Consider the following 25,140-nt stretch of genomic DNA (forward strand, 5'->3'; position numbering starts at 1 on the left):
CCCGTACTATGCCGGGTTCGCCAGTCTTGGCCTGGTATGAACGGCCCGCCGTGTGCGCCATTTCCGGGAATTTGTCGGAGTCCGCGCCTAGGTTCGCGGCATGGCGAGCAGCGGCACGGCTCAGGTTTACACGTATTCGCGCCCTTCGGGGCTGGCCGGGGACGTCCTCGGCCTCTCCACGTCCGGCGGCACCACCGCCGCCGGCCCCAGCGCCCATCCGTACTTCTTCAGCGGGCTCCTCACCCGGGCGGCACCGGCCGCGGCGGCGCTGCTCGCCCTCGCCGACGTCGCGCAGACCCGCTACCACCAGCCGCGCCCGACGGCGTTCCGGGATCCGGTCGTCACGTGCAACGGCGACCGGCTGAGGCTGGAGTCGTTCTCCGCGTGCTGCGGGGTGTACGCCCGGCTGGACGTCCTGGAACAGGCACTGGACGGGGAGGTGCACGAGCGCGGCACCACCAACGTGGACGTGAACGGCCCGCTCCGCGAGGCGCTCGCCCGGGTCGGCGGCGACGATCCGCTGCACCTGGCCGTGGGCGCGGAGGAGCTGGCGGTCACGACGCCGGACGGCGCGGTGGTGGAGAAGAAGGTGCCGCTGCCCGAGCGGTGGCTGCGCGGGTTCGCCGAGGTGCAGGTGATCACGTCCGGGTTCGATCCGCGCGCCGAGCTGGGGGCGGCCGAGGCGGTGCGCTTCCTGCGCGGCCTGCCGGGCGCGCGGTCCCGCGCGGCGCTGTGGGCGGTCCCGGCGGGGCGGGGCCTGCGCGTCACGTCCCGGCCCGTGCCGGGCGCGGTGTGCCTGCCCGGCCCCGACCGGCTGCGGACCATGCTGCCGCTGCTCCGCTTCGCCCGGGCGCTGCGCGCGTACGGTCCCGCGGTGCGCCCGGGGAACGGGCCGGTGGCGAGCGTCTGGGAGCTGGAGCTGCCCGGCATGCGGTACGTGCTGGCGCTCTCCCCCGAACCGCACCGCGGGTTCTCCGGCGAGGGCGCCGTCCTGGACGCCCTGGCCACCGACGAGGCGGCCGACGACGCGGAGCTGGTGGGCGCGCTGCTGTCGTTCGAGCCGCGCGTCGAGCCAGACCTGATCGCCGGACGGGCCGGGCTGGACCTCCCCCGGACACGCGCCGCGCTCACCCAGCTCGGCACGGCCGGGCGCGTCGGCTACGACACCGCCGAGGCCGGGTTCTTCCACCGCGAGCTGCCGTACGACGCCGGCCGGGTCCTCGCGATGAACCCGCGCCTGCGCAACGCCCGCGCGCTCGTGGACGAGGGCCGCGTCACGTTCACGGGTCCCGGCGTCGCGGCCGTGGACACCGGCGGGCGGCCCTGGCAGGTGCGGTTCGCCGGTGGCCCGGAGGGGACGGCGTCCTGCACCTGTCCCTGGTGGATCGACCACCGGGGCGGGCGGGGCCCGTGCAAGCACGTCCTGGCCGCGCGCATGGTCCGCGACGCCGCGAAGGAGACCGCCCGATGAGCGGGACCACGGCGGAGATGCTGCGCAGGCAGCTCGACGCCGGCAACCTCCGGATGGTCGCCGCGCTCATGACGCGGCTCGACGACGGGGAGCGCCGCCGGCTCGCCAAGGACCTGCCCGGCCTGCTGCAGAGTCTCCAGGGGCGGCAGCCCCGGTTCGGCTGGGCCTGGGGGATGGAACCGCACAAGTGGGCGTTCATGGCGGCGGGGGCGGGCAGCATCGGCGGGGCCGCCGCGGCGGCGACCTGGCTGACCCGCCGCGACCTGCGCGTCTCCTCGCGCACCGACCCCAGGCATGCCGTCCGGGTGGTCGCCGCGATGGCGGGGCGTCCGGCCGCCTGGCGGGCCGAGGTGGCGCGGCGCCTGGCCGGCCGGCTGTCCGTCACCGACCAGGCGGACTGGGACGGGAACGCGGCTGCCTGGAGGCTCTGCGCGCTGATGTGCCTGGACGCGGGCGCCGCGCCGCCGGGCGACGACGCGTTCGCCGTCGGCTGGGCCCACTGGACGGACCCGAAGGAGCTGGCCGGCGACCCGTTCCTGGGGGCCATGCTGCCGCGGCTGTTCGAGGTCGAGAGCATCGGCCGGGTGCTCGGCGCCGTCTACGAGGGGCGGCCGTGGGTGGACGCGCTCACCGCGCTCGCCGCCGGGGGCGGGATCGCGCGGGCCGATCTGCTGGACGGCTGCCTCCGCCGCTTCCTGCGCGGCGGGGACCTCGCCGACCTGCGCTGGTACGTGCGGCTGCACGAGGCGCTCGCCGTCACCCCGGAGGAGGCCGCCGCGCGGCTCCGCGACTACCTGCGGCTGCTGCCCGCCGCACCGGCCGGGGTCGCCGAGGCCGCCCTCGCGCAGGTGCGGGCAGCCGACCGGCTCGGCGCGCTGGACGGGGGCGCGTTCACCGAGGCGGCCGAGGCGCTGCTGTTCCGCCCCGAGAAGAAGCTGGTCCGGGCCGCGATCGCGTGGCTCGGCGCGAGCGCCCGCGAGCGATCCCGGGTGGACGCGACGCTCGCCGCGCTGACCGTCGCGTTCGGCGGCGACGCGCACGCGCTGCAGGAACGCGCCGTCGCGGTGGCCGTCAAGCACGCGGCCGAGGGCGGCGAGGAGGCCCGGGGGGCCGTGCGCGACGCGGCGGCCGCGCTGCCCGCCGACCTCCGCGACCGGATCGCCGCCGCGTTCGGCGCGGTCGCGGCGCCCGCGCCGGCCGCGCCGGCCGTCCTGGCGCCGCCGCCCCCGCCCGCGCCGCTGCCCGGGCCGATCGCCTCCCTCGCCGAGCTGGCCGAGCAGTACGCCGCCCTGGAACGCACGGAACCGGCCTGGCAGGACGTCGAGCGCGTGCTGGCCGGGATCGTCGAGTTCGCGTACCGCGACCCGGACGGCGTCAGGACCGCGCTGGGACCGTTCTTCGAGGACGAGCTCGACTTCTGGAACCTGTCGAACGACCGGGGCTGGTTCGCGGACTGGCCGGTCCTGTGGCCGACGCTCGCGGCACGGGCGATCGTCCGCCCGGACGACCCGTTCCCGGAGATCGACCGCGTCAAGGGCACCTTCTACGCGCCGCTGCGCCGCTTCCTGGTGCTGCGGATGCGCGAGATCGCCGCGCTGGCCGGGCGGTCGCCGGTCGTGCTCGGGACGCCGACGTCGTCGACCGGCCACATCGACCCGGATGAGCTGGTCTCCCGCCTGGAACGGGCCGAGGCCGCCGGAGCCGGGCCGGGCCCGTACGACCTCCAGCAGGCCCTCCTGCGCCTCCCCCGCGAGACCGGCGCCGGCGCCCTGGCCCGCGCCCGACGGCTGGCGTCGCCGGCGGGCCGGGCGCTGGCGGACCGGCTCGCCGCCGGGCCCGTCCCCGACCCGGCCGTCGAGCGCGTGCTCGTCTGGGGCGCCCGGCCGGCCGGCGATTCCGGCAGCGGGCTCGCCGCCGCGGTGACGCCGCGCGCGGACGTGCCGGACCCGATCGCGCCGCTGTTCGCGTTCCCCCGGGGCAGCACGTGGAAGCACCACCCGGAAGGTAGGCATCTGAGGGGCGCGTCCGAGATCCACTGGTGGCCGGCGATGCTGCCGTCGCACACCGAGACGGCCGCCGCCCACCTCCTCCCCCACCTGGCGCCGTTCGTCGAGACGAGCGCGGAGCAGGGCGCCGCGCTGCTCGGGCTGGCCGAGGCGGACGGGCCGGCCGGGGCGGCGGCGGGGGCCGCGCTCGCGTACGGGCTGACGGTCAAGAGCGCGCGGCAGCGCGCCGGGGCCGTGGACGCGCTCCTGCACATGGCGGCGCGCGGCCGCCTGCCCGCCGCCGAGCTGGGCACGGCCGTGGGGACGCTGACCGAGCACCGGATCGCCAAGCCGGCCCGGGTGGCCGGGGCGCTGGCCGAGGCCGCCGACGCGGGGGCGCACGCGCAGGTGTGGACGGCGGTCGCGGCGGCGCTCCCGGTGGTCCTCGCGGCCGTCGCCGAGAAGACGATCAAGCAGCCGGCCGGGCTGGCCGACCTGATCGCGCTGGGCGCCCGCACGGCCGAGGCCACCGGGGCGCGGGACGGCGTGCCGGGGCTGGCGGAGGCGGCCGCCAGGGGCGGGTCGAGCCGGGTGGTGAAGGAGGCGGCTCGGCTGCACGCGTTCCTCATCCGGCCGTGAGGTTTCCCTCGATACCCCCGTCCCGTACAGTGATCGGGCCAAATCACGAACATCGCCGCTATTCACTACTGACAGGACCATGCCGATGACGCTCGCGGACGAGGCCGCGGAACGGGCCGTACCGCCGGGGCGGCATCCCGCCCAGCGGCGCATCCTGGCGGTGCTGACCGCCTCCCAGATCCTCGGCGGCATCGGGGTCGGCACCGGTGTCGCGATCAGCACCCTGGCGGCGGCGACGCTGTCGGGCTCGGAGGCCATCGGCGGGCTGGCGCAGACGTCCGCGGTCGCGGGCGCCGGCGTGCTGGCCGTCCCGATGGCCCGCGCCGCCGCCCGGCACGGCCGCCGCGCCGGGCTGTCGCTGGCGTACGGCGCCGCCACCGCCGGCGCGGTCGTCGCGATGATCGGCACCGCGATCCCCTCGTGGCCGCTGCTGATGCTGGGCCTCTTCCTGGCCGGCGGCGGCAGCGCGGGCGGCCTGGCCGCCCGGTACTCGGCCACCGACCTGTCCGGTCCCGGGCGCACCGCGCGGGACCTCTCGATCGTGGTGTGGGCGACCACCGTGGGCTCGATCGCGGGCCCCAACCTGGCCGAGCCCGCCGACGCGATCGGCCGCGACCTGGGCCTGGCCGCCTGGGCGGGGCCGTACGCCATGGCGGCGATCGCGTTCGGGCTGACCCTGCTCGGGATCTTCGCGCTGCTCCGGCCCGACCCGCTGCACGCCGCCGGGATGCCGGCCGCCGGCGGCAAGGGCACGGCCGATGGCAAGGGCACGGCCGGCGGCAAGGGTGCGGCCGACGATCCGCCCGCGCGGGCGGCGAAGGTGAGCGGCTGGCGGGCGCTGCGCGAGTCGCCGCGGGCGCGGCTGGCGGTGGCGGCGATCGCGGTCAGCCACATGGTGATGGTCTCGGTCATGGTGATGACGCCGGTCCACCTCAACCACGGGCACGCGAGCCTGTCCATCGTGGGCGTGGTCATCAGCCTGCACATCGCCGGCATGTACGCGCTGTCGCCGCTGCCCGGCTGGCTCGCCGACCGGTACGGGCGCGTCCCGGTCCTGCTGATCGGGATGGCCCTGCTGGCCGCGGCGACCGCGCTGGCGGCCGTCTCCGCGCCGCGGGACGTGACCCGGCTGTCGGTCGCGCTGGTACTGCTCGGGCTCGGCTGGTCGTTCGGGCTGGTGGCCGGGTCGGCGCTGCTGACCGAGTCGGTCCCGCTGGAGCGGCGGCCGGCCGTCCAGGGCCTGTCGGACCTGCTGATGAACGGCGGCGCCGCGGTCGGCGGGGTGGCGGCCGGGGCGATCGTCACCGCGTTCTCCTACGGTGTCCTCGCAACCTGCGCGATGGCCCTGGTGTTGCCCATGACGGCGGCGCTCATCCTGGGCGGAAGGGAGCGGACATGACGGAGACACTCGCGTTCGGATCGGTCGGCACCGTGCTGGGGCGGCTGCTGGTCGGCGCCACCGAGGCCGGCGTCGGCTGGCTCGGCTGGAAGGACACCCCCGGCACCCGGGCGCGTGCGGCGACCCGGTTCGGGCTGCCGGTCGTCGACGACCCCGGCCGGGTCGCGCCGGCGCTGGAGAGCCTGCGCGCCTACTTCACCGGTACGGAGCACGCGTTCGATCTGCCGGTCGACTGGCGGCTGACGTCGCCGGTGCAGCGGAAGGTGCTCGCGGCGCTGTACGAGTCCGTCCCGTACGGGAAGGTCGTCACCTACAGCGAGCTGGGCGAGCTCAGCGGCGCGGGCGTGCCGGCGCAGGCGATCGGGCAGGTGATGGGCTCGAACCCGGTCCCGCTGATCGTGCCGTGCCACCGGGTGGTGGCGTCCAACGGGCTGGGCGGCTACAGCGGCGGCTCGGGCGTCGAGGTCAAGCGCTGGCTGCTCACGATGGAGGGCTCCATCCCGGCCACGCTCGACTGGGACCTCGCCACCGCCCCGTAGCCCGCGCGGCTAGACCGAGGTCTCGTAGGCGACGCCGGTCAGCGACTCCGAGACCTCCCACAGGCGCGCGCCCAGCTCGGGGCGCTTGGCCGCCGGGTTCACGACGACCTTGGTGGGGGCGCCGCGGTACTGGGCGAGCCGCGGCCCGTAGCAGGCGCCCTGCTCGACGCCGGGCGCGGTCGCCGCGTACAGCGTGGGCAGGGCCCCGGCGGCGGCGGACTGCGCGACGACGGCGTTGACCGCTCCCATGAGGCGCTCCTGGGCGCGGCTGCCCTCCATCCGCGGCCCGGTCTGCTGGAGGTTGGTCGCGGCGAAGCCCGGGTGCGCGGCCACGGCGGTGATCTCCGGCACGCGGCGGCCCAGCTCCCGGGTGAAGACGAGGTTCGCGAGCTTGGACTGGGCGTAGGCCGTCCACTTGCGGTACTTGCGGGCGCTCTGGAGGTCGCCGAAGTTCAGCTTGCCCGCCCAGGCGAACCCGCTGGTCACGTTGACCACGCGCGGGGCCTCGGCGGACCGCAGCGCCGGCAGCAGCAGGCCGGTGAGCGCGAAGTGGCCGAGGTGGTTGGTGCCGAACTGCATCTCGAACCCGTCGGCGGTCGCGCGCTTGGGCAGCGCCATCACGCCCGCGTTGTTGACCAGGACGTCCAGCGGGCGGCCCTCCTGGCGGGCCGCGAACTCCCGTACCGAGGACAGGTCGGCGAGGTCGAGGATGCCCAGCTCCACGTCCGCGGCGGGGACGGCGGCCCTGATCCGGTCGTGCGCCGCCTGGCCGCGCTCGGCGCTGCGGCACGCCAGCACGACCGAGGCGCCGTGCCGGGCCAGCTCCAGCGCGGCGTGGTAGCCGATGCCGCTGTTGGCCCCGGTGACGATCGCCCGCCGCCCGCTCAGGCCGGGGATGTCGGCCGCACTCCAGCCGCCCATGGTCACCTCCACGTCGTCGCGGGGTCCCACGCTAGACCCAGCGTCCAACAGCGACAACCTGAGTGTGGCGCACCCCACACGGGGCGGCGGGACGGCGGCGGCCGGCGCCACCGGGGGCCGGGGGTCAGGCGGCCGGCAGGTTCTTCTCGATGGCGGCGACCACCTCGTCCGACTCGGGCTCGGCCTGCGGCGCGAAGCGGGCCGCGACGGTGCCGTCCGGGGCGACGAGGAACTTCTCGAAGTTCCACCGGATGTCGCCGGTGTGGCCCTCGGCGTCGGCCGCGGGCGTGAGGGCGTCGTACAGGGGGTGCCGGCCCTCCCCGTTCACCTCGACCTTCTCGGTGAGCGGGAACGTCACGCCGTACGTCGTCGAGCAGAACTGCTCGATCTCCTCCGGCGTGCCCGGCTCCTGCCCCATGAACTGGTTGCACGGGACGCCGAGGACGGTGAAGCCGCGCCCGGCGTAGCGCTCCTGGAGCCGCTCGAGGCCGGTGTACTGGGGGGTGAGGCCGCACTTGGAGGCGACGTTCACGATCAGCACGGCCTTGCCGCGGTACTGGCCGAGGTCCGCGGAACCGCCGCGCAGACCACCGATCTCTACCTCGTAGACAGACATGGGCCCGATCCTAGAAGAGAGATCGGGCCTGCCCGTTACCGGCCGTCCCGTGGGAGCGGGGACGGCCCGCCCTCACGTCCCCAACGCGTTCACGAACGCCGCCAGCGCGTTGCCCGCGTCGCCCAGCTGCGAGATGGCGTTGTTGACCACGTTGGCCGCGTCACGCGGCGAGGTGAGCAAGTAGAAGATCACGAAGACGATGGCGACACGCTGGAGGTTCTTCTTGTTCATCCGAAACAGCCATCCCTCAGTAGCACAGCGACACAAACGACCCGACTCATTTGTGCCCATCTGCGTACGCACGCAAAGCGTCATTTTACTGTGGCGGGACGGCCAGCGCTTGATCCCCCCGGCATGATCCGGGCCCGATCTCGGGCCTGATCCCCAGGCGTGGAAGAGCCCCGTACCCGATGCAGGTACGGGGCCGCGGCCCTTCACCCGGAGGTGTCACACGTCAGGGAATCGCGCTGACGAACTGCGACATCGACTCCGCCGCGCCGCCGAGCCCGCCCAGCGTGCTGTTGACCAGGGTGGCGGCGCCCTCCGGCCTGGTGATCACGTACCACACCGCGAAGGCGATCGCGGCGATCTTCATATGCTTCTTATTCACGTTCCCTACCTTCTGAGGTCGGTCGCTCACGGAGAGTGCTTCCCCAGTGAACGCGAACAGAAGTCACGGGAGGGCAAAGAACCGCCGTGCCGGAGATCAGTCCGCGGTGCGGCCGCCGGGCGCGGCGCCCCCGCCCCCGGTCCCGTCGCCGTCCGCCGGGCCGTGCTCGGCCAGGTAGGAGATGTAGAGCGGGCGCAGCGCCTCGGTCAGGTCGCTGTCGCCCGCGTGCGTGAACTCCTCCAGCAGCGACAGCCCGTGCAGGATGTCGAAGGTGGCCCGGTCCACCTCGCCGAGCGAGGCCGCGGCCGCCGGGATGGCGCGCAGCAGCTCCCACAGGAAGCCCACGTCGCGCCGTTCCCTGGCCAGGGCCATCGCCCGGTCGTGCAGTTCCTTGGAGGGCAGCTCGTCCAGCCGCGTCGCTTCCGGCATGCCCCCGACTCTAGCCGTCCGGGGCCGGCCGCTACTTCGAGACGACGCTGCCCGGGATCTTCTCGTCGTTCTTCAGCGCCTCGAACAGCGCGGCCGCCTTCCGCTTGTCCCAGGTGATGTACGCGCCGACGCCCGGGGAACTGCCGCTGCCGCCGATCGGGACCGAGGTGGTGACGCCGCCGCCCCCGCTGACGCCCTTCATCGCCCACATCATCCGGGCCAGGTCGTGCAGGTGGTCGTCCTCGTCCACCAGGAAGTTGCCGGTGCCGTTGAGGGCCAGCGGGACGCCGCGGAACGGGTTGAGCAGGACGCCGGGGCTCGCCGCCTTCTTCATCAGCGCCCCGAAGAACTGCCGCTGCCGCTCGACCCGGTCGAGGTCGGCGCGGGCGGAGGCGCGGGTGCGGACGTACCCGAGGGCCGAGGCGCCGTCGAGGGTCTGGCAGCCGGGCCTGAGGTTCAGCCCGGCCTTGGGGTCGCGCATCGGCTCCTTGATGCACATGTCGACGCCGCCGACGGCGTCCACGATGCCGACGAACCCGCCGAGGCCGATCTCGGCGTAGTGGTCGATCCGCACGCCGGTGGCCTGCTCGACGGTCTTGACCAGCAGCTTGGGGCCGCCGAACGCGAACGCCGCGTTCAGCTTGTTCGAGCCCCGGCCCGGGATCGGGACGTAGGAGTCGCGCGGCAGGCTGGTGAGCGACGTGCCGCCGGAACCGTAGTGCAGCAGCATCATCGAGTCCGTCCGGCGGCCCGCGGCCTTGCCGGTGGCGAGCCTCTTGCGGTCGGCGCTGTCGAGCCCCTCGCGGCTGTCCGAGCCGACGATCAGCCAGTTGGTGCCGGGGGTGTCGGCGAGCCGGCCGGGCTGGTCCAGCACGGCCTCCCGCTTGAGCCGCGAGTCCAGGTAGAAGTAGCCGCCGGCCGCCACGACCAGAAGGATCACCAGGAGGATCGCGAGCACCCGCGGCCAGCGGCGGCGCCGGCGGCGCCGGTGCCCGTCGTCGTAGGGGTCGCGGCCCCGGTACTGGTCGCCCGCGTACGGGTCCGCGTAGGGGTCGCCGTAGGGGTCGCGCTCGTACGCGTACTCCGCCGGAGCGGGCCTGTTGCGCGCCATCCGGTGTCCCTCCCGTCCTGGCCAGGCGTCGGTCATGCCGTAGACCTTAGGGGAAGCCGACTACCCAGCGCGTCCATCCAGTGCATGATTTGTCTGCCGTTCCGTATCAGCACGCTTTGTGATGAATGCAGCGGTCGCCGTCCCCCTGGCGGGGCACACTTCCCTTCGGTGGTACGTGCGGGCGAGGGGCGGCGGATGGGTGTTTCACCGAGATTCTTCCTGCGCGGATTCGTCCGCGCCTTCCGGAACCGGCGGCGGACCGGGGCGGACGCGGCCCCGGACGACTCCGGCCTGCCGGAGATGACGGCGCCGGTCTGGTACGCCCGGACCGGTGAGCTGAACTCGACCGGAATGCGGACGATGGCCCGGCGACTGCCCGCCGTGATCGGGCGCTCGGCCCGGCTGGCCTGGCGCGCCAACAAGGTCGACACCACCGTGACCATCGCGTTCAACCTGATCGCCGGGGTCTTCACCGCGTTCGGGCTGCTGGCCACCACCGGCGTGCTGACCGCGCTGCTCGCGGCGGGCCCGACCCCCGACCGGGTCCGCGCGGCGCTGCCGTCGCTGGCGCTGGTGGCCGGGGCGATCACCCTGCGGTCCGGGCTCCAGGCGGCGGCCGGCTGGGCGCAGGCCCGGCTGGACCCGCAGGTGGAGCGGCTGGTCGAGCTGCGGCTGTACGAGGCGACCACGGCCGTGGAGCTGGCCGCGCTGGACGACTCGGAGTTCCTGGACGACCTCAAGCGCGCCGAGGGCCGCGGGATGCGGTCGGCGACCATGGTCGTCCAGCAGGCGGTCGACGTCCTCACCGGCGCGGTCGGGCTGGCCGCGGCGGCCGGGACGCTGGGCGTGCTCCATCCCCTGCTGCTGCCGCTGCTGCTGCTCACGGCGATGCCGGAGGGCTGGGCGGCCGTCCGGGCCGCGCGGATGCGCTACGTCGCCGAACTGCGGATGATCGGCGCGATGCGGCGCAAGTGGATCCTGTCCGACCTGATGGCCGACCGCGGGCAGGCCCCGGAGATCCGGTCGTTCACCATGCGGGGCTTCCTGCTGGACCAGTACGACCAGGTCGCCGCGCACCAGCGCGCCCTGGAACTGGACCTGGCCCGGCGGCAGACGGTCGTGCGGGTCCTCGGCGACATGATGAAGGGCCTGGCCACGGCGGGCGTGTACGTCGCGCTCGGGTTCATGCTCTGGAAGGGCGCGGTGCCGCTGGCCGTGGCGGGGACGGCCGTGCTGGCGATCCGCACCGGCCAGACCTCGCTCGCCACTCTCGTGTTCGCCGTCAACCGGTGCTACGAGGAGGGCCTGTACTTCGGGGACTACCTGGAGTTCTGCGCCGAGGCCGAGGCGCGGACGCCCGAGCGCGTCCGCCTGCTACCCGAGGGGGAGGCCCCGGTCGCCCTGCCGGACGACTTCGGCCGGATCACCGTGGAGGACGTCACGTTCACCTACCCCGGCGCGGACGCGCCCTCCCTCAACGGCGTCTCGCTGCGCGTCGACCGCGGCGAGGTGGTGGCGCTGGTCGGCGAGAACGGCTCGGGCAAGAGCACCCTGGCCAAGATCCTCGCCGGGCTGTACGACCCGGACTCCGGCGACGTCCGCTGGGACGGCGTGTCGCTGCGCCGGGTGCCGCCCGAGCGGCTGTGGGAGCGCGTCGCGGTGATCGCGCAGGAGTACACGCACTGGCCGATGACCGCCCGGCAGAACATCACGATGGGCCGTCCGGCGCCCGAGGAGAAGCTGCTGGCCGCCGCCCGGTCCTCCGGTGCCGACGAGGTGGTGGACGGCCTCGCGCGCGGCTACGACACGCTCCTGGACCGCCGGTTCGAGGGCGGCGCCGAGCTGTCGGGCGGGCAGTGGCAGCGGCTGGCGGTGGGCCGCGGCTTCTTCCGGGACGCGCCGCTGCTGATCTGCGACGAGCCGACGGCCGCCCTGGACGCGCGCGCCGAGCACCACCTGTTCGAGCGGATCCGCACGCACGCCGACGGCCGGACGGTGCTGCTGATCACCCACCGGCTGGCCAGCGTCCGGCACGCCGACCGGATCTACGTGCTGGAGCACGGCAAGGTGATCGAGGAGGGCGACCACGCCGCGCTGATGGCGCGCGGCGGCCTCTACGCCGACCTCTACGGCCTCCAGGCCCAGGCGTACCGCACCGCCGGCTGAGCCCCGGCCGCGCCGGCTCGTGGCGTGTCCCGCCCGCCCGCGCCGTGCCGCGGGGCGACACGCCACGAGTCGGCCGCCGGGGCGTCAGATGTACGGGCCCGTGGGCAGGTCGGGCTCGCGTCTCGACGGCTCGGCGGGGACGTCTTCCGGACGCAGCGTCCGCACCTCCGACGGGTCGACGGAGCCGGGCCGGGCGTCCTCGGCCGCGGTGATCCGCTGCGCCTGCCGGGAGATCGCCTCCTCCAGCACGTTGCGGACGAGCCGGGCGTTGCCGAACGAGGCGCCGCGCCGCTCGGCGGCCAGCCGGCGGCGCAGCGCGGCGAGCACGCCGTCGGCCATCGCGAAGCCCGCCTCGGCGGCCATCGACTCGAAGATCGTCGCCAGCTCGTCGTCGGTGTAGTCGGGGAACCGCAGCGCCTTGGGGAAGCGGGACTCCAGCCCGGGGTTGAAGCGCAGGAACCGCTCCATCTCGGCGTCGTACCCGGCGACGATCACCACCAGGTCCGAGCGGTGCTCCTCCATCAGCTTCAGCAGCTCGGCCACCGCCTCGTGGCCGAAGTCGCGGCCGTCGCCGCCGACGCCGCTCAGCGCGTACGCCTCGTCGATGAACAGCACGCCGCCGAGCGCCCGGTCCACCGCCGCCCGCACCTTGTGCGCGGTCTGCCCGATGAACTCGGCGACCAGGTCACCGCGGGTGACCTCGACGAGATGGCCGGACGACAGCAGGCCCAGCTGGGCGTACACGGCCGCGACCAGCCGCGCGATGGTCGTCTTGGCGGTGCCCGGGTTGCCCATGAAGACCATGTGCCGGGCCGGGAACGCCAGCGGCACGCCCGCGTCCCGGCGCATCTGCTCGGCCCGCGCCTCGGCGACCAGCGCGCCGATCTCCCGCTTGATCTCCTCAAGGCCGATCAGGCGGGCGACGTCGGCCAGCGGGTCGCCGGGGACCGCGTCCCGGCCGGGCGCCAGGGTGTCGGGCACGTCGGCGAGCAGGATCTCGTCCAGCGACTCGGTCTCGTCCACGATGCCGTCGGCCAGGACGCGGCGGCCCTGCATGGCCACGGCGCGGTCCAGCAGGCCGTGCATGACGCGGGCGTTGCCGAACCCGCGGCCGCGCGGCGCGGCCCGCACCAGCGCCGCGACCCGCTCCAGGACGCCCTCGGCCAGCGCGAACCCGGTGTCGGCCGCCTTGATCCGGAAGACCTCGACCAGCTCGTCCTCGGTCAGGTCGGGGAAGCGGACCGTGCGCGGGAAGTACGCGGCCAGGTCGGGGTGGGACTTCAGCAGGCCGTTCAGCTCGGCCTCGGGGCCGGTCAGCACCACCACCAGGTCGTCGGGGTGCGCCTGGACGGCGCCGAGCAGCACGTCCACGATCTCCCGGCCGCGCGCCGCCTCCGCCGAGGCGAACGCGTGCGCGTCCCGGACGAGCAGCACGCCGCCCAGCGCCCGCTCGACCGCCCGCCGCACCTTGACCGCGCTCTCGCTGGAGTAGTCGCCCAGCAGGTCGGCGCGGTCCACCTCGAACAGGTGGCCGTTGGACAGCACGCCGAGGTCGGCGTACACCCGGCCGAGGATCTGCGCGACCTTGCTCTTGCCCGTCCCGGCGTTGCCGGTGAAGACCAGGTGGCGGGGGCGCGCGGCGACCGCCATCCCCGCCTCGCGGCGCAGCCGCGCCGCCTTGGCCTCGGCGACCAGCGCGTCCACCTCCCGCTTGACCGGCTCGATGCCGGCCATCGCGGCCAGCTCGGCCAGCGGGTCGGCGTCGGCCGCGCGGCCGGTGATCACCCGGTGCGGCAGGTCGGCGGCGGTGACCTCGGGGACGGCGTCCGCGCCCTCGCCGGGCCCCGCCTGCGCCGTCTCCCCGGCGGCCCGGCGGCGGGCCGCGGCGACGCTCTGCCCGGCCAGGTGCTCGACCAGCCGGGCGCCGCGCAGGTTGTGCAGCGGCGGCGTACGGGTGATCAGGAGCCCGGCGGTACGGGCGACCTCGCGGGTCACGCGGGCGCCGCGCGCCGTCACGGCCCGGTGGAACAGCTCGGCGTGGTCCTCCTCGCCGAACTCGCGGGTCCGGGCCACCTCGAACGCGCGGACCAGGGCCGGGTTGGCGTCGAACAGCCGCCGGTCGCCGCCCGGGCGGCACAGCGCGACGACGTCCAGGGCGGGCGAGCGGGCCATCAGCCGGCGCAGCTCCTCCAGGGCGGCCGGGCCGCAGCGCTCGTACCCGGCCAGCTTCTCCAGGTCGTCCACGACCAGCAGCATGCGGCCCTCGACGCAGTCGCGGACGCGGGCCTGGAGCCACAGCACGGCGTCGCTGACGCCCAGCGTCGCGAACACCTGGTCGGAGATCCAGAGCGCCTCCCGGATCAGGCCCCGCTCGCGCAGGACGTGCTCCAGGACCTCGGCGGCGGTGCCCTTGCCGGTGCCCTCGGAGCCGGCGACGAGCAGGCGGGCGGGCCGCTCCCCCGCCAGCCGCGCGGCGAGGGCGTCGCGCAGCGCCCGGCTCAGCTCGGGCTGGCCGACGAGCAGGTCCGCCGCCACCTGCGCCAGGTCGGGCGCGGCCGCCGGCCGCTCGCCCCCCGCGTCCCGGTCCCGGTCCTCGTCCCGTTCCGGCTCGGGGCCGGCGGCCGGCCTCCGCAGCTTCGCGGCCAGCGGGTTGGCGACCGGGCGGTGGTCGAACAGCCGCCGCAGATCCTGCTGGAACGCGCGGACCGGCACCCGGCACCGCGAACTCGCGGCCGGTTCGGGCAGCCCCTGGACGGCCCCGGTCGCGCGCACCGCCATGTCGAGCCAGGCGCGGCAGGCGTCGGCCTCGCCCGCGACCAGGCCGCGCGCGAGCCAGGCGCGGACCTCCAGCTGCCACGGCTCGGCGGCGAAGCCCGGCCCCAGCGCCCGCAGCCGGCCGGCCAGGCTCTCGTAGCGCGCGGTGCCCAGTGCCACCGCCAGCTCGGCGGGCGCGGCGGTCACCTCGGCGGCCAGCATGATCTTGGCGAGCGCCGCCTCCAGGGAGTCCCCCGGCCCGGCGGCCTCCAGCAGCCGCTCGTGCGCGGCGGCCAGCCCCTCGCACACCCAGCCGAGGTAGCCGAGCGGCCCGGCCAGCTCGGGCAGCACCGCGAGCGTCGCCTCCGGCAGATCGGCGGTCCACACCGCCTCCAGCCGGTCCAGCGGTACGGTCAGCGCCTCCTCGCGCAGCGCGGGATCGCCGAGCCGCCGGTCGAAGACCTCGATCAGCGCGGCCCGGCGCTCCTCCAGCGGCTCCAGCCCGGCGAACACGTCGAGCCCGGCCCGGGCCAGCTCGTACATCACCTCTCGGCGCTCGCGGTCGTCCCCGGCGGGCTCGGGCAGCCACAGGCCGGGCGGCCGCCAGCGCCCGCCCTGGGTGAACCAGGCGAGCGGGTCGCGGACGGGGGGCTCGGGGGTGGCCAGGAAGTCGCCGAGCAGCTCGTAGTCGACGTCGCCGCGGGACCCGCCGCGCAGCGCCGACGCCCCCAGCAGGAACGTCAGCAGCGACCACTGCTCGGCCCCGGTCGCCGAGGTGCCGTCCCCGTAGAACTCGCTCAGCCGCCGGGCGAGCACGGCGGCGCGCGGGTCGCGGTTGAACTCCAGCGCGCGCTCGCGCATGTCCTCGTACAGGCCGTCGGGCACCCGCCACGGGCCGTACGCGTACACGTCCAGGACGGGCTCGTCGGTCAGCAGCGGCTGGAGGTGGTCGGGCAACCGTGGGGGACTCACGGCATGCACCCTACGGCGCCGCAGCTCCCGGCACACCTGCCGTGCGGCCGCGGCCGGCGCCGGGTTGGCAGATGCATGATCCTCGTGGATAGTTGTCGCATGGAAAACATTCGCGGGGCGTCCGTGGATGATCCCCGACCGGGAAGGCCCCCGCGTGCCCCCACTGGACGTGACCGCGCACCCGCACGACGGCTGCGCCGTCGTGCGTATCACCGGCGAGCTCGACATCGCGACCGGTGACGTGCTCATCGACCGGCTGCGCGAGATCCGCGCCTCGCACGGCGACCACCTGGTCCTGGACCTCGCCGACCTGATGTTCATGGACTCGCACGGACTGTCGATCATCATCGACTGCTACAAGGCGGTCGGTGCGAAGGGCGGCAGCCTGGCGCTGGCCGCCCCGCGGCCGATCGTACGGCGCGCCCTGGAGGTCATGGGGCTGCACCGCCGGATCACCATGGTCGGCTCCGTCGCGGAGGCCGTCGCCGCGCGGGCGGGCGGGGCGCCCGCGAGCTGACCCGGACGCCCGGGACCGAGACCGGACGGAGGCCCGGACCGGACTCAGAGCCGCGACGGGATGGGGCGCTTGGGCCCGCGGCCGTCCCCGGACGAGCGGCCGGTCGCCCGGCGGCCGATCCAGGGCAGCAGGTACGTCCGCGCCCAGTGCAGGTCCTCGCGGCGCAGCTCCAGCCAGCGGGCCGCCTCCGCCGGCGGCCACGGCTCGCGCCAGTCGCCGCCCGCCGGGACGCCCAGCGTGTGCGCCACCAGCAGCGCCATCCGGCGGTGCCCCTCGGGCGAGAGGTGCAGCCGGTCCTCGTACCAGGCCCGCGGGTCGTTGAACATCGTCATCGACCACAGGTCCACCACGTCGCAGCCGCGCCGGTCGGCGATGGCGCGCAGGTGCATGTTGTACGTGGCCGCCTTGCCGCGGATGCGGTGCCCCGAGCGCAGGTTCCGGGTGTCGAAGCCGGTGAAGACCACCACCCGGGCGCCGGTCCCGCGCAGCCGCCGGACCGCGTCGTCGAACAGCACCGCCAGCGCGTCGGGGTCGGCGCCCGGCCGGATCATGTCGTTGCCGCCGGCGCAGAACGTCACCAGGCCGGGCTCCAGCTCGACCGCCCGCGGCACCTGGTCCGCCACGATCTGGCGCAGCAGCTTCCCGCGCACCGCCAGGTTGGCGTAGCGCAGCCCCGGGTCGCGCTCGGCCAGGTGCTCGGCGAGCCGGTCGGCCCACCCCCGGAAGCGGTCGGCCTCGCCCGGGTACGGGTCGTTCAGGCCCTCGGTGAAGCTGTCACCGATCGCGACGTACGTACCGATCTGCCCCAGGGACTCCATCGCTCCCCCTCGAACGCCTCCAGGATTCACGGGGGATAAGTATGCATTATGCACGCATTCCTACGCGACCGTAGGAAGGCCGGCGCCGGGCGGCCCGGCGCCGGCGGCTACGTCCAGGTCGGCGAGGCGGTTCCGAGCTGGCCGCCGGGCTGCGGCGGCGGCTGCGAGCCCGCGGCCGGGACGCCCGGCATCGGGACCCCGGCGGCGTGCATGGTCATCGCATGCTTCACCAGCGCGATCAGCACCTGCTTGGTGGACTCGCGGCTGCGCGCGTCGCACTGCATGATCGGCACGTGCGCGCTGATCGACAGCGCGTCCCGGATGTCCTCGGCGCCGTACGGGAACTCGCCGTTGAAGCCGTTCACGCCGACGACGAACGGCAGGCCCAGCTCCTCGAAGTAGTCCACCGCGGCGAAGCAGTCCTCCAGCCGCCGGGTGTCGACCAGCACCACCGCGCCGATCGCGCCCTTGACCAGGTCGTCCCACATGAACCAGAAGCGGTGCTGGCCCGGCGTGCCGAACAGGTAGAGGATCAGCTCCGAGTCCAGCGACACCCGGCCGAAGTCCATCGCGACCGTGGTCGTCGTCTTGTCCGGCACCGCCGACAGGTCGTCGACGTCGGCGCTGGCGGCGGTCATCACCGCCTCGGTGGTGAGCGGCATGATCTCCGACACCGACCCGACGAAGGTGGTCTTGCCCACGCCGAAGCCGCCACCGACGACGATCTTCACCGAGGTGAGCTCGGCGTCTCCGCCCGACGCGCCGGGCGGCGGCGCCTGATCAGAGGTTCCGAAGGCCACTGAGAACCCTTTCTAGGAGACGCATGTCCGGCTGCTGGCCGGAGGGACGCGACTGGTGCAAACGCAGCAGCCCTTCGAGTGCCATGTCGGCGATGAGGACCCGGGCCACCCCGAGGGGCAGCCGCAGCAGCGCCGAGACCTCGGCCACCGAGCGGGCGGACCGGCACAGGTCCATGATCGCCCGATACTCCGGGGTCAGCTGGGCCACGTCGCGCGGAGGGAAGGGCGCCGCCGTGACCAGCGCCTCGACCGCGAGGTCGTAGCGCGGCTTGGTGCGCCCGCCCGTGACCGCGTACGGGCGCACCAGCGAACTGCTTTCGGGCTCCTCCACCGGGGGTCTCCCGCGCGGATCACCGTGCCACCGCGGCGGGCCGCCCGGACCGGCTCCCCAGGGACTGCCTCGATCCATCTCGCCGACCTCCGTCAGAGTCAGTCAAGGTCAATAACGAGCCGGTCCGGTGCCCATTTCCGGAACGGCCCCTCCCCCGTACGGCGGCTGCTGCTCGGCGGTCCCGCGCAGCGCCGGGGTCAGGACCCGACCCACCCGCTCCACCAGGAGGGTCATCTCGTACGCCACCAGCCCGAGGTCGCAGTCGGACGCGGCCAGCACCGCGAACACCGACCCGTTGGCGATCGACATGACGAACAGCAGCCCGCGGTCCATCTCCACGACCGTCTGGGCCACGCCGCCGGCGTCGAAGATCTTCGCCGCGCCCTGGGTGAGGCTCATCAGGCCCGAGGCGATGGCCGACAGCTGGTCGGCCCGCTCGGGCGGGAAGCCCGCCGAGTACGCCATCGGCAGGCCGTCCGAGGAGACCACCACCGCGTGTGCCACCTTGGGGACGCGATCCGCGAAGTTGGTCACCAGCCAGTTGAGATCCTGCCCGCTCACCGGGTTCCTCCGTTCTCTCCGTCGCCCTGCGAGGAGCCCTCACCTGTCGTGCCGGAGCCGGACGGGTCGCCCGGGCCCTCCGAGCCACGCGTCTCGTTACGCCCCCGGCTGACGCCGCGCTGGAGGCTGGCGAACCGGTTCCGTACGGTATCGGCCGACGGAGCGGGCGCCGACGGCGGTGCCGCCGCGCCCGGGGCCCCGGGCTGCGGCCCGGGTACCTGCGGCGGCGACTGCGCCCCGGGGCGCGCCCCGACCGCGCCCGGCACCCGGTTCTTTCCGGGCACGCGCTTGGGCAGTCCCGCCGACGTTCGCTTGCCGGCCACCGGTTCCCGTACCGCCTCGGCGGCCCGGAAACCGGCGTCGGCCGGAGATTCCCAACCCTTCACGGGATCCTCGCTCGGTGTCTGGTCGGTCCGGCGCTGGAACCACTCCGACCTCATCGCGTCGAAGATGGGCGAGCGCGGAGGCACCCCGGGCGGGGCGGCCCGGTCATGATCATGGTCGGCCGGGGGCCGGCCGGGCAAGCCCCGGTCGGGGCCGGTGCCGGCGCCGTGCGCGATCCCGTTGGCCGCGCCGCCGTGGCCGGGCACGCCCGGCTCGGCCAGTCCGGGCTCGGGCTGCGACACCATCGGCATCGGCCCGGTCTCCCACGGGTTGGCCGGGCGCCCCGCGTTCGGCGGCCCCGCGTCCGGTACGGCCGGCTGCGCCTCGGGCACCGCCGGCATCGGCGGGATCGGGCTGGTGCGGTTCGGGTCGCCCGCGTCGGCGGGCTCCGGCGTGGCACCGCGCGCCGGGTGCTGGGCACCGGGCTGCCGCTGCGGAAGCGGCCGGTCCGGGTGCGGCTGCCCGTGCTGAGGCCCGTGCTGAGGCCCGTGCTGAGGCCCGTGCTGGGACTCGTAGGGCTGCTCGTACTGCTGGTCGTAGGGCTGATCGTACGGCTGGTCGTACTGCTGCTCGTACGGGGACTCGTCCATCGCCGGCTCGGGCCGCTCCGGCTCGGCCGGCGCGTGCCGGCCGCGCATCCCGTACGGGTCGCGCAGCCCGCGCGGCGCCTCCTCCGGCGGCCCCTGGTCCAGCGGCTGCAGCGGCGGGACCGGCCCGGTCCCGCCGGGCGAGGGGTACTGGCCGTTGCTGCCGAACGCGGGTTGCGGGCCGGTGGCGCCGCCGTACGGCTGCTGCGGGCCGGTGCCGCCGAGGATCGGCTGCGGGCCGGTGCGGCCGCTGCCGCCGGAGCGCCGGCCGGGGGGCATGCCGTGCGGGCCGGACTCGTCCCCCGCCATCGGCTGCGGGCCGGTGCCGCCGGGGATGGCGCGCATCGGCCCGGTGTTGCCCAGGCGCGGGCGCGGGACCCCGAACTCGCCGGTGCCCTCGCCCTGGCGGAAGTCGCCGGGCGCCGCCGGGGGCTGGCCGGCCGCGGGCGGGGCGGCCATCGCCGCGTACTCCGCGGACCTGGCGCCCTCTTCCAGCACGCCGAACCCGCGCGATCCCACGCCGCCGCCGCCCGCCGGGGCGATGACCACGTCGGGCAGCACCACGAACGCGGTGAGCCCACCGCCCTGCGCGGCGCGCAGCTCGACCCGGACGCCGTGCCGGACGGCCAGCCGGCCGACCACGAACAGGCCCATGCGGCGGGCCGCCGAGAAGTCGATGACCGGCGGGTTGGCCAGCCGCCAGTTGGCCTGCTCCAGCTCCTCGGGCGACATGCCCACGCCGGCGTCGGTGATCTGCAGCATGGCGCCGCCGCCGCTGAGCTGCTGGCCGGAAACGGTCACCCGCGTGTGGTCGGCGGAGAACACCGTGGCGTTCTCCACCAGCTCGGCCAGCAGGTGGACGAGGTCGTTGACGACGGGGCCGGCGACGGTCAGGTCGCCGTGCACGCGCAGCTGGACCCGCTCGTACTGCTCGACCTCGGACAGCGAGGCGCGCACCACGTCGATCAGCGGGACCGGCCGGTTCCACCGGCGGACCTGGTCCTGGCCGCCGAGGACCAGCAGGTTCTCGTTGTTGCGGCGCATGCGGGTGGCGAGGTGGTCCAGCCGGAACAGGTTGCTCAGCTGCTCCTCGTCGCGCTCGCTCTGCTCCAGGTCCTCGATCAGCTTGAGCTGGCGCTCGATGAGGGACTGGCTGCGCCGCGACAGGTTGACGAACATCGCGTTGATGTTGCCTCGCAGCACGGCCTCGTCGGCCGCCAGCCGGACCGCCTCCCGGTGGACCTCGTCGAAGGCCCGCGCGACCTGGCCGATCTCGTCGGAGGAGTCGACGTCGATCGGGTCGACCTCGATGCCCTCGGCGGCCGCCTCGGGATCGCGCAGCCGGTCCACCAGCCCGGGCAGCCGGGTGCCGGCCACCTCCAGGGCGCCGACCTGCAGCCGGCGCAGCGGCCGCACCAGCGAGCGCGCCACGGCACCGGTGGCCAGCGCGGCCACGAGCAGCCCGATGAGCAGCAGCGCGGCGTCGATGCCCACGCCGACGTACGCGGCGTCCTTCAGCTCGCGGCTGTCGCGCACGATCGAGCCGGCCATGCTCCGCTCGACCTCGCGCATCTGGCCGAGCCGTACGGTGGCCGCCTTCTCCCAGGCGATCGCCTGGGAGGGGCGCAGCCCGACGGACAGCGTCGGGGACGCGCCGGAGCGGACCAGGACCTGCTGGTAGATGCCCTCGACCTGGCCGATCTCCGGCCCGGTGACGGTGTCCTCGAACGCCTGCCGCTGCGCGGTGGTGGCGGTCGTGCGGAACAGGGCGATCTGGCTGTCCTGCTGCGACCGGGTGGCCAGCAGCCGCTCCCGGTCGGCCGGGGTGGCGAAGCGCCGGTTCAGGATGACCGCGGCGACGAGCGCGCGTTCCTGGGACGCGTTGTCCTTCGCGCGCGCGAGGGCCGCGAAGGCCCTGGTGCTCTCGGCCACCTCGGCGTTCGGGCTGCCCTGGGCTACCAGGTCGTTCAGGTCGAGCAGCGCCACGATCACCTGGCTGTAGATGTCCAGGGTGGAGAACGCCGAGGCGCTGTTCTGCCCGGCGATCTCGCGCACGCCGGGCAGCGTCTGGAGCCGGTAGCGGACGTCGCCGATCTTGGCGCGCACCAGGGAGGAGTAGTCCTCGCCGATGCCGCCGAGCGCCTCCCGGACCTCGCCGGCCGCACGGTCGGTGACCGCCTGCTGGTCCTTCAGCGTCTGGGTCTGGCCGGGCCGGGGCGTCGTGAGGAACTGGACCGTAAGGTCTCGTTCGTCCTCGAGCTCCTGTACGAGCCCGGACACTCGCTCACTGAGCGTAGCCAGCCGTTCGATTCGCGTATAGACGCCGGCCTCGGCCACGCCGTCGCGCACCCGCAGGCCGGCCAGGATGCCGGCCACGGCCGCGGGGATGAGGATCAGCACCACGAGCCGGGTGGTCACACGGGTGTTGGCGAGCCTGAATCGGCGCCCGCCCGTGTTCCGACCTGCGTTGCCGTCGCCGTCCGGCGTGAGGGAGCGAGCATCCGGACCTCGCACGCGGTCCTGCTCCATCGCTGGTCGCACGTCCCTCCATCACCTATTCACGGGTCCGCGTCGGCTCGCCCACCGATCGCCGCCCCGCACCTCGCGGGGTTCCCGTGACCTGTCGATACCTCTGGGGCGAGGGTCATTGCAGCACAGAGTAATCCCTAGAACAAACCCCAAGACGGACCATTTCGAACTTCCGCCTATTTGGATGTCTCTGCGCACTTTGAACCTATTTGTCCGCTTCGCGTATCACGTACATAAACATCGAGGCAACGTTTGAGAGTTACCGAGGGTTACTGCGCTAGAGTCCGCCACGATCATGCCGTTGGACGGCATAACTCCCATATCCCCCTTTGAAGGAGCCCTCGATGAGGTTCGCTCACAGCCGGCGCCAGTGGCTCGCCGGCGCACTCGCCGGCTCGCTCGCCCTGGCGCTCACCGCCTGCGGCGGCGGTGGCGAGAAGTCGGCCAACGGACTCGAGCAGTCCGAGATCACGGTGGGCGTCATGCCCATCACCGAGGGCGCGGGCGTGCAGATCGCCATCTCCCGGGGCTTCTTCAAGGACGAGGGCCTCGAGGTCAAGATGCAGACGGTCACCGGGTCGGCCGACGCGCTGCCCAAGCTCAAGGGCGGCCAGCTCGACATCGCCCACGGCGGCCACGTCGGCCTCATCCAGGCCCAGGCCAGCGGCGACGTCAAGCTGAAGATCGTCGCCGAGGCGTCCTCGATGACCAAGAACCTCAACGGCGTGCTGGTCCCCAAGGACTCCCCCATCAAGTCCCCCAAGGACCTGGCCGGCAAGAAGATCGGCACCAACGCGATCAACAACCAGAACAGCCTGCTGCTGCGCGCCACCCTCCAGCCGCACAACGTGACGATCGACGAGAAGAAGGACGTCGTCGTGGCGCCGTTCCCGCAGCAGGAGGCGCTGCTGAAGAACGAGAAGGTGGACGCGATCATCGTCCCCGAGCCGTTCGTCACCCAGATCCAGCAGTCGCTGGGCGCGCGGATCCTCACCGACTTCTCCAGCGGCCCGACCAAGGACTTCCCGATCACCGGCTTCGCCGCGAGCGAGAAGTTCGCCACCGAGAACCCCAAGACGGTGGCCGCGTTCCAGCGCGCGCTGGTGAAGGCGCAGGCGATCGCCGGTGACCGCGCGGTGCTGCAGCAGGCGATGCCGAAGTTCACCAAGCTCGACCCCAAGGTCGTGAGCGTGATCGCCCTGAACGGCTTCCCGACCTCCACGAGCGCCACCCGGGTCCAGCGGGTCGCCGACGTCATGCGGCAGTTCGGGTACCTGCAGCAGGACCTGGACGTCAAGCCGTTCGTCGTCCAGAACGGCTGATGAAGCCCCAACTGGTGCGCGTCGCGCGCGGCACGGCCGGGGTGGCCGGGGCCATCGCGCTCGCCGAACTGGTCGTACGGACCGGTCTCGTCGACGCCGAGGACGTCCCGCCCGCCTCGACCGTGCTGCTGCGCGCCGCCGAACTCTTCGCCGACATCGAATTCCTCACCGCGGTGGCCGACACCGTCCGCGCCTGGCTGGGCGGACTCCTGCTGGCCACGGTGGTGGCGGTGGCACTGGGCCTGCTGCTCAACGCCACCCCCTGGCTCAACAGCGCCGCCCGGGTCGTGGTCGAGCTGCTGCGGCCGATCCCGTCGCTGGCGCTCATCCCGCTGGCGACCGTCACGTTCAGCTCGGTCACCCAGTCCAAGATGTCGCTGGTGTTCTACGCGTCCACCTGGCCCATCCTCATCAACACGCTGTACGCGCTGCGCGACGTGGACCCGGTCGCCAAGGAGACGCTGCGCAGCTTCGGCTTCGGCAAGCTCGCGGTGCTGCTGCGGGTGAGCCTGCCGAGCGCCGCGCCGTTCGTCGCCACCGGCGTGCGGATCGCGCTCTCGGTCGGCCTCGTCGTCGTCATCAGCACCGAGCTGGTCGTGGGCGGCGGCGAGGGCATCGGCGGCTTCCTCATGGACAGCCAGACCGGCGGCGGCCAGACCGATCTCATGCTCGCCGGCGCGGTCTGGGCCGGGCTGCTCGGCCTGCTCGCCAACGCCGTGCTGGTCGGCACGGAACGCCGCGCGTTCCGCTGGCACGCGGCCGGAACGGAGGCGGCATGACCGACGTCAAGTCGATCGGCACCCACGAGCCGGGGGCCGGCGAGGCGCCCGGCACCGGGCGGAAGGCCGCCCGGAAGCCGGGCGCCGGGCGCGGCCTGCGGCTGCTCGGGACCGGTATCGGGCGGCTGTGGCTGTTCGCGCTGCTGATGGTGCTCTGGGAGGTCGTCACCCGCATCGCGAACGGGTCGTTCTTCCCGCCGCCCTCGGAGATCGTCGCGGCCCTGCACGAGATCTGGTTCTCCGGCCCGGCGAGCGACCTGTTCCTGACCGAGAAGGCGATCGAGGACTTCAAGCCCAGCTTCACCAACCTGTTCACGGGCTGGGCCATCGCCGCGGTGAGCGGCGTGCTGCTCGGGCTGGTCATCGGCAGGTCCCGTTTCCTGGGCGACCTGCTCGACCCGCTCCTGCAGTTCCTCCGGGCGGTGCCGCCGCCGACGATGATCCCGTTCCTGCTGGTCATCCTGGACCTGGACGGCCCGCTGCAGATCACCACGATCGCGTTCGGGGTCGTCTGGCCGGTGCTGCTCAACACCATCGACGGCATGCACACCGTGGACCGGCTCCAGCTGGAGACGGCGCGGGTCTTCGGGATCACCGGCCTCACCCGGCTGCGGCGGATCATCCTGCCCGCGGCGGCGCCGAAGATCTTCGCCGGGCTGCGGGTCAGCCTGGGCTTCGCGCTGATCCTGATGGTGATCTCCGAGCTGATCGGCCAGACCTCCGGCATCGGCGCCCACCTGATCCTCGCCCAGCAGAGCTTCGAGCTGGCCGAGATGTGGGCCGGCATCGTGCTGCTCGGCGTGCTCGGCTGCCTCTTCAACATGGTGTTCCTGCTGGTGGAACGCCGGGTGCTGGGCTGGCACGTCGGGGCCAAGAGGCTCGCGGACTGACGAGAGAGAC

At 74.3% G+C, this 25,140-nt stretch carries 21 protein-coding genes; 9 read left to right on the top strand and 12 right to left on the bottom strand.

Going from position 1 to position 25,140, the window contains the following annotated elements; all coding sequences use genetic code 11:
* The first annotated feature begins 100 nt into the window (after positions 1-100).
* The 4 genes from ACA361_RS10755 (at position 101) to ACA361_RS10770 (ending at position 6,033) form a co-directional block, all read left to right on the top strand.
* Entirely contained in the window at positions 101-1,471 is a 1,371-nt protein-coding gene (locus tag ACA361_RS10755) for an SWIM zinc finger family protein (protein WP_375011699.1), read from the top strand.
* Complete coding sequence (locus ACA361_RS10760; RefSeq protein WP_375011700.1) at positions 1,468-4,095, top strand: DUF6493 family protein; 2,628 nt, start codon at positions 1,468-1,470, stop codon at positions 4,093-4,095. The genes ACA361_RS10755 and ACA361_RS10760 overlap by 4 nt, the downstream gene beginning before the upstream one ends.
* 79 nt (positions 4,096-4,174) lie before the next feature.
* A complete protein-coding gene (locus ACA361_RS10765) occupies positions 4,175-5,494 on the top strand; it encodes an MFS transporter (RefSeq protein WP_375011701.1) in 1,320 nt (439 codons plus the stop codon).
* Positions 5,491-6,033 (top strand): methylated-DNA--[protein]-cysteine S-methyltransferase, encoded by a 543-nt coding sequence (locus ACA361_RS10770; protein WP_375011702.1) that lies wholly within the window; start codon positions 5,491-5,493, stop codon positions 6,031-6,033. Before ACA361_RS10765 ends, ACA361_RS10770 begins: the two co-directional genes overlap by 4 nt.
* 9 nt (positions 6,034-6,042) lie before the next feature.
* Here ACA361_RS10770 and ACA361_RS10775 read toward each other — a convergent pair whose 3' ends face one another.
* The 6 genes from ACA361_RS10775 to ACA361_RS10800 form a co-directional block, all read right to left on the bottom strand.
* A complete protein-coding gene (locus ACA361_RS10775; RefSeq protein ID WP_375012006.1) occupies positions 6,043-6,954 on the bottom strand; it encodes an oxidoreductase in 912 nt (303 codons plus the stop codon).
* 124 nt (positions 6,955-7,078) lie between these two features.
* On the bottom strand, positions 7,079-7,570 hold the full coding sequence (locus tag ACA361_RS10780) for a glutathione peroxidase (protein WP_375011703.1): 492 nt from the start codon (positions 7,568-7,570) through the stop codon (positions 7,079-7,081).
* A 72-nt stretch (positions 7,571-7,642) separates the two neighbouring features.
* Positions 7,643-7,801 (bottom strand): hypothetical protein, encoded by a 159-nt coding sequence (locus ACA361_RS10785; protein WP_375011704.1) that lies wholly within the window; start codon positions 7,799-7,801, stop codon positions 7,643-7,645.
* A 223-nt stretch (positions 7,802-8,024) separates the two neighbouring features.
* Positions 8,025-8,180 carry a hypothetical protein gene (locus ACA361_RS10790; protein ID WP_366616926.1) on the bottom strand — a complete coding sequence of 52 codons (156 nt, stop codon included), beginning with the start codon at positions 8,178-8,180 and terminating at the stop codon, positions 8,025-8,027.
* Positions 8,181-8,276: 96 nt separating this feature from the next.
* A complete protein-coding gene (locus ACA361_RS10795; RefSeq protein WP_375011705.1) occupies positions 8,277-8,609 on the bottom strand; it encodes a hypothetical protein in 333 nt (110 codons plus the stop codon).
* A gap of 31 nt (positions 8,610-8,640) precedes the next feature.
* Positions 8,641-9,720, bottom strand: a complete 1,080-nt coding sequence (locus ACA361_RS10800; protein ID WP_375011706.1) for an LCP family protein — start codon at positions 9,718-9,720, stop codon at positions 8,641-8,643.
* Between the two features lie 195 nt (positions 9,721-9,915).
* Between ACA361_RS10800 and ACA361_RS10805 the strand changes: the two genes are divergently transcribed.
* Entirely contained in the window at positions 9,916-11,886 is a 1,971-nt protein-coding gene (locus tag ACA361_RS10805; RefSeq protein WP_375011707.1) for an ABC transporter ATP-binding protein, read from the top strand.
* A gap of 84 nt (positions 11,887-11,970) precedes the next feature.
* On the opposite strand, the gene ACA361_RS10810 is transcribed toward ACA361_RS10805, so the two are convergent.
* The gene (locus tag ACA361_RS10810) at positions 11,971-15,612 is read right to left on the bottom strand and encodes an AAA family ATPase (RefSeq protein WP_375011708.1); all 3,642 of its coding nucleotides are present in this window, start codon (positions 15,610-15,612) and stop codon (positions 11,971-11,973) included.
* Between the two features lie 154 nt (positions 15,613-15,766).
* On the opposite strand from ACA361_RS10810, the gene ACA361_RS10815 reads away from it, so the two are divergent.
* Positions 15,767-16,129 (top strand): STAS domain-containing protein, encoded by a 363-nt coding sequence (locus tag ACA361_RS10815; RefSeq protein WP_375011709.1) that lies wholly within the window; start codon positions 15,767-15,769, stop codon positions 16,127-16,129.
* 44 nt (positions 16,130-16,173) lie between these two features.
* Here the strand turns inward: ACA361_RS10815 and ACA361_RS10820 are convergent, their stop codons facing one another.
* From ACA361_RS10820 to ACA361_RS10840, 5 genes are all read right to left on the bottom strand, one after another.
* Positions 16,174-16,947: an SGNH/GDSL hydrolase family protein gene (locus tag ACA361_RS10820; RefSeq protein WP_375011710.1), complete on the bottom strand. Its 774-nt coding sequence runs from the start codon at positions 16,945-16,947 to the stop codon at positions 16,174-16,176.
* 107 nt (positions 16,948-17,054) lie between these two features.
* Positions 17,055-17,747: an ATP/GTP-binding protein gene (locus tag ACA361_RS10825; protein WP_375011711.1), complete on the bottom strand. Its 693-nt coding sequence runs from the start codon at positions 17,745-17,747 to the stop codon at positions 17,055-17,057.
* Positions 17,728-18,156 (bottom strand): DUF742 domain-containing protein, encoded by a 429-nt coding sequence (locus tag ACA361_RS10830; protein WP_366616914.1) that lies wholly within the window; start codon positions 18,154-18,156, stop codon positions 17,728-17,730. Before ACA361_RS10830 ends, ACA361_RS10825 begins: the two co-directional genes overlap by 20 nt.
* A 30-nt stretch (positions 18,157-18,186) precedes the next feature.
* Positions 18,187-18,639 carry a roadblock/LC7 domain-containing protein gene (locus tag ACA361_RS10835; protein ID WP_366616913.1) on the bottom strand — a complete coding sequence of 151 codons (453 nt, stop codon included), beginning with the start codon at positions 18,637-18,639 and terminating at the stop codon, positions 18,187-18,189.
* Positions 18,636-22,028 (bottom strand): nitrate- and nitrite sensing domain-containing protein, encoded by a 3,393-nt coding sequence (locus tag ACA361_RS10840; RefSeq protein WP_375011712.1) that lies wholly within the window; start codon positions 22,026-22,028, stop codon positions 18,636-18,638. Before ACA361_RS10840 ends, ACA361_RS10835 begins: the two co-directional genes overlap by 4 nt.
* 455 nt (positions 22,029-22,483) lie before the next feature.
* Here ACA361_RS10840 and ACA361_RS10845 point away from each other — a divergent pair, with 455 nt between their 5' ends.
* The 3 genes from ACA361_RS10845 to ACA361_RS10855 are packed head-to-tail and all read left to right on the top strand — an operon-like array spanning position 22,484 to position 25,130.
* Positions 22,484-23,461, top strand: a complete 978-nt coding sequence (locus ACA361_RS10845; RefSeq protein WP_375011713.1) for an ABC transporter substrate-binding protein — start codon at positions 22,484-22,486, stop codon at positions 23,459-23,461.
* The gene (locus tag ACA361_RS10850; protein ID WP_375011714.1) at positions 23,461-24,240 is read left to right on the top strand and encodes an ABC transporter permease; all 780 of its coding nucleotides are present in this window, start codon (positions 23,461-23,463) and stop codon (positions 24,238-24,240) included. The genes ACA361_RS10845 and ACA361_RS10850 overlap by 1 nt, the downstream gene beginning before the upstream one ends.
* Positions 24,237-25,130: an ABC transporter permease gene (locus ACA361_RS10855; protein ID WP_375011715.1), complete on the top strand. Its 894-nt coding sequence runs from the start codon at positions 24,237-24,239 to the stop codon at positions 25,128-25,130. Before ACA361_RS10850 ends, ACA361_RS10855 begins: the two co-directional genes overlap by 4 nt.
* Positions 25,131-25,140: the final 10 nt, after the last annotated feature.

The sequence above is a fragment of the Actinomadura sp. 21ATH genome (assembly GCF_041951345.1).
GTDB lineage: Bacteria > Actinomycetota > Actinomycetes > Streptosporangiales > Streptosporangiaceae > Spirillospora.

Coding starts and splice junctions, on each gene's coding strand:
- ACA361_RS10755 (WP_375011699.1), top strand. CDS start 101: ATGGCGAGCAGCGGCACGGCTCAGGTTTACACGTATTCGCGCCCTTCG.
- ACA361_RS10760 (WP_375011700.1), top strand. CDS start 1,468: ATGAGCGGGACCACGGCGGAGATGCTGCGCAGGCAGCTCGACGCCGGC.
- ACA361_RS10765 (WP_375011701.1), top strand. CDS start 4,175: ATGCCGATGACGCTCGCGGACGAGGCCGCGGAACGGGCCGTACCGCCG.
- ACA361_RS10770 (WP_375011702.1), top strand. CDS start 5,491: ATGACGGAGACACTCGCGTTCGGATCGGTCGGCACCGTGCTGGGGCGG.
- ACA361_RS10775 (WP_375012006.1), bottom strand. CDS start 6,954: ATGGGCGGCTGGAGTGCGGCCGACATCCCCGGCCTGAGCGGGCGGCGG.
- ACA361_RS10780 (WP_375011703.1), bottom strand. CDS start 7,570: ATGTCTGTCTACGAGGTAGAGATCGGTGGTCTGCGCGGCGGTTCCGCG.
- ACA361_RS10785 (WP_375011704.1), bottom strand. CDS start 7,801: ATGAACAAGAAGAACCTCCAGCGTGTCGCCATCGTCTTCGTGATCTTC.
- ACA361_RS10795 (WP_375011705.1), bottom strand. CDS start 8,609: ATGCCGGAAGCGACGCGGCTGGACGAGCTGCCCTCCAAGGAACTGCAC.
- ACA361_RS10800 (WP_375011706.1), bottom strand. CDS start 9,720: ATGGCGCGCAACAGGCCCGCTCCGGCGGAGTACGCGTACGAGCGCGAC.
- ACA361_RS10805 (WP_375011707.1), top strand. CDS start 9,916: ATGGGTGTTTCACCGAGATTCTTCCTGCGCGGATTCGTCCGCGCCTTC.
- ACA361_RS10820 (WP_375011710.1), bottom strand. CDS start 16,947: ATGGAGTCCCTGGGGCAGATCGGTACGTACGTCGCGATCGGTGACAGC.
- ACA361_RS10830 (WP_366616914.1), bottom strand. CDS start 18,156: ATGGATCGAGGCAGTCCCTGGGGAGCCGGTCCGGGCGGCCCGCCGCGG.
- ACA361_RS10845 (WP_375011713.1), top strand. CDS start 22,484: ATGAGGTTCGCTCACAGCCGGCGCCAGTGGCTCGCCGGCGCACTCGCC.
- ACA361_RS10850 (WP_375011714.1), top strand. CDS start 23,461: ATGAAGCCCCAACTGGTGCGCGTCGCGCGCGGCACGGCCGGGGTGGCC.
- ACA361_RS10855 (WP_375011715.1), top strand. CDS start 24,237: ATGACCGACGTCAAGTCGATCGGCACCCACGAGCCGGGGGCCGGCGAG.